At 41.2% G+C, this 3,202-nt stretch carries 3 protein-coding genes; 2 read left to right on the forward strand and 1 reads right to left on the reverse strand.

All coding sequences use genetic code 11. From position 1 onward, the window contains the following. Nucleotides 1-13: 13 nt before the first annotated feature. The gene (locus HMPREF9965_RS03690; protein WP_001235069.1) at nucleotides 14-739 is read right to left on the reverse strand and encodes a 16S rRNA pseudouridine(516) synthase; all 726 of its coding nucleotides are present in this window, start codon (nucleotides 737-739) and stop codon (nucleotides 14-16) included. A 160-nt stretch (nucleotides 740-899) separates the two neighbouring features. Here HMPREF9965_RS03690 and typA point away from each other — a divergent pair, with 160 nt between their 5' ends. Both typA and HMPREF9965_RS03700 read left to right on the forward strand, forming a co-directional pair. Continuing rightward, a complete protein-coding gene (gene typA / locus HMPREF9965_RS03695) occupies nucleotides 900-2,741 on the forward strand; it encodes a translational GTPase TypA (protein ID WP_000164127.1) in 1,842 nt (613 codons plus the stop codon). Nucleotides 2,742-2,760: 19 nt separating this feature from the next. After that, the gene (locus tag HMPREF9965_RS03700) at nucleotides 2,761-3,015 is read left to right on the forward strand and encodes a DUF3165 family protein (RefSeq protein ID WP_000262658.1); all 255 of its coding nucleotides are present in this window, start codon (nucleotides 2,761-2,763) and stop codon (nucleotides 3,013-3,015) included. The last annotated feature ends 187 nt before the right edge of the window (nucleotides 3,016-3,202 follow it).

Below are 3,202 nucleotides of genomic sequence, written 5' to 3' on the forward strand. Positions count from 1 at the left end.
AAGCTTTTTTGTTTTATCCACTTTTCTCTAAGTAATTTTTAATGATTTCTAATTCTTCTGGATTCAAGGGACGGAATTGACCTTCTGCTAGTTCTGGGTCTAATGTAAAATCACCGAATTGAACTCGTTTTAGAGCAGTGACCTTAACACCGACAGAAAGAAACATCTTCTTAACCTGATGAAACTTCCCTTCTGAAATGGTGATGGAGGCATGGTTCTCTGATGGGCTGGAATCTAAAATCTCAAGTTTGGCAGGTTTGCAGAGTGTTCCATCTAAAAAGACAATCCCATCTTTGAACTTTTGGATATGGTCGGATGAGAGCGGTCCATTAACTTTAACTTGGTAAGTTTTATCCACATGATATTGAGGATGAAGTAGTTGAAAGCCTAAAGGTCCATTGTCTGTCAAAAGGAGCAGTCCTGTCGTATCGCGGTCTAGCCTACCTATCGCGTAGAGTTGGTCTGACTGGATATTTTTGGGGACTAGGTCCATGACGGTTGGCAGTTTCTTATCCTTACTAGCTGTAACGACTCCATTTGGTTTATGAAGCATGAGGTAGTTGTGCTCATATCCTTGGATTTGCCGTCCTTGAAAGACTAGTTTTTGCAATCCTGTATCGACATTTTGAGCGAGGGAGCGAGCTGGACAATCGTCCACTAAGATTTCTTTTTTTAATAGAGCCTGTTTCATAGCCTTGCGGCTGATCTTTTCTTGGGCAAATAATCTATCTAAACGCATACCAGCCTATCTTATCATAAGTCTCTGACTTTGAAAAGGGATGACTGGATGAGAAAAACAAAGTGAAAACATTTACACTTGCTTGAGTTATGTCATTTGACTGAAAATGTGGTATAATTGCTCAGTTAGAAAATAAATTTTAAATATTATAGAGGAAATCATGACAAAATTAAGAGAAGATATCCGTAACGTAGCCATTATTGCCCACGTTGACCACGGGAAAACAACCCTCGTTGATGAATTGTTGAAACAATCTTCAACATTGGACGCTCGTACAGAATTGGCAGAGCGCGCTATGGACTCAAATGATATCGAAAAAGAGCGTGGAATTACCATCCTTGCCAAGAATACTGCTGTAGCTTACAATGGCACACGTATCAACATCATGGACACACCAGGACACGCGGACTTTGGTGGAGAAGTAGAACGTATCATGAAAATGGTTGATGGTGTTGTCTTGGTCGTAGATGCCTACGAAGGAACCATGCCACAAACTCGTTTCGTATTAAAAAAAGCCTTGGAACAAGACCTTGTTCCAATCGTGGTTGTTAATAAAATCGATAAACCATCAGCTCGTCCAGCAGAAGTAGTGGACGAAGTCTTGGAACTTTTCATCGAGCTTGGTGCAGATGATGACCAGCTTGACTTCCCAGTGGTGTATGCTTCAGCTATCAACGGAACATCTTCCTTGTCTGATGATCCTGCTGACCAAGAAGCAACAATGGCGCCAATCTTTGATACCATCATCGAACACATCCCAGCTCCAGTAGACAACTCTGATGAGCCACTTCAATTCCAGGTGTCACTATTGGACTACAACGACTTCGTTGGACGTATCGGTATCGGACGTATCTTCCGTGGTACTGTTAAGGTTGGGGACCAAGTTACCCTTTCTAAACTAGATGGTACAACGAAGAACTTCCGTGTTACAAAACTTTTCGGTTTCTTTGGTTTGGAACGTCGTGAAATCCAAGAAGCAAAAGCGGGTGATTTGATTGCCGTTTCCGGTATGGAAGATATCTTTGTCGGTGAAACCATTACTCCGACAGACGCAGTTGAAGCTCTTCCAATCCTACACATCGATGAGCCAACTCTTCAAATGACTTTCTTAGTCAACAACTCACCATTTGCTGGTAAAGAAGGTAAGTGGGTGACTTCTCGTAAGGTAGAAGAACGCTTGCAGGCAGAATTGCAAACAGACGTTTCCCTTCGTGTTGACCCAACGGACTCTCCAGATAAATGGACTGTTTCAGGACGTGGAGAATTGCACTTGTCAATCCTTATCGAAACAATGCGTCGTGAGGGTTATGAACTTCAAGTATCTCGTCCAGAGGTTATCGTAAAAGAGATTGATGGTGTTAAATGTGAGCCATTTGAACGTGTTCAAATCGATACTCCAGAAGAATACCAAGGATCTGTTATCCAAAGTCTTTCTGAACGTAAGGGTGAAATGTTGGATATGATTTCAACTGGTAATGGTCAAACTCGTTTGGTCTTCCTTGTTCCAGCGCGTGGTTTGATCGGATACTCAACTGAGTTCTTGTCAATGACTCGTGGTTACGGTATCATGAACCATACCTTCGACCAATACTTACCATTGATTCCGGGTGAAATTGGTGGACGTCACCGTGGTGCCCTCGTTTCCATCGATGCTGGTAAGGCAACAACTTACTCAATCATGTCGATTGAAGAACGCGGAACCATCTTTGTCAATCCAGGTACTGAGGTTTACGAAGGAATGATCATCGGTGAAAACTCTCGTGAGAATGACTTGACAGTTAACATCACTAAGGCGAAACAAATGACCAACGTCCGTTCAGCTACTAAGGACCAAACAGCGGTTATCAAGACACCTCGTATCTTGACCCTTGAAGAGTCTCTTGAATTCTTGAATGACGATGAGTACATGGAAGTAACGCCTGAGTCTATCCGTTTGCGTAAGCAAATCCTCAACAAGGCAGAGCGTGAGAAAGCCAACAAAAAGAAAAAATCAGCTGAGTAACAGCTAGAAAGAGATAAAGATGGTCTATTTAATCATAGGGATACTCTTATTACTACTCTATGTATTTGCGACACCCCAAAGTATCAAAGGAACAGTCAACATCGTTATCTTAGTCTTTTTAGTTGTTGCACTCTTGATTTTGCTGATGTTGTCCATCTTGCAAATCTTCCAGTTACCAACAGAATTCTTTGTCACAATCGCCATGCTGGCTCTAGCCTACTTTAGCTTGAGAGATATTACGCTCATGCCTGTAAAAAAGGGTAAAAGAAGATAATAGAAGAGGCTGGGTAATGACTCAATTTGAGGAGAAAATCTAGCAAATTTTTCCCTGATAAAACGCATAATATTAAGGTTTTTGAATGCCTGATATTATGCGTTTTTATGATTTTTAAAACTTTTTGAGCGACCTATTAGAAAGTGGATACTCTTACAATTATTTTGGAAATAATTTAATTTCTGAT

The organism is Streptococcus mitis bv. 2 str. SK95 (genome assembly GCF_000222705.1).
In the GTDB taxonomy this organism is placed as follows: Bacteria; Bacillota; Bacilli; order Lactobacillales; family Streptococcaceae; genus Streptococcus; species Streptococcus mitis_AY.

What these genes read in the sequence shown, in the direction of transcription:
- HMPREF9965_RS03690 (WP_001235069.1), bottom strand. Translation starts at nt 739, where the DNA reads ATGCGTTTAGATAGATTATTTGCCCAAGAAAAGATCAGCCGCAAGGCT.
- typA (WP_000164127.1), top strand. Translation starts at nt 900, where the DNA reads ATGACAAAATTAAGAGAAGATATCCGTAACGTAGCCATTATTGCCCAC.
- HMPREF9965_RS03700 (WP_000262658.1), top strand. Translation starts at nt 2,761, where the DNA reads ATGGTCTATTTAATCATAGGGATACTCTTATTACTACTCTATGTATTT.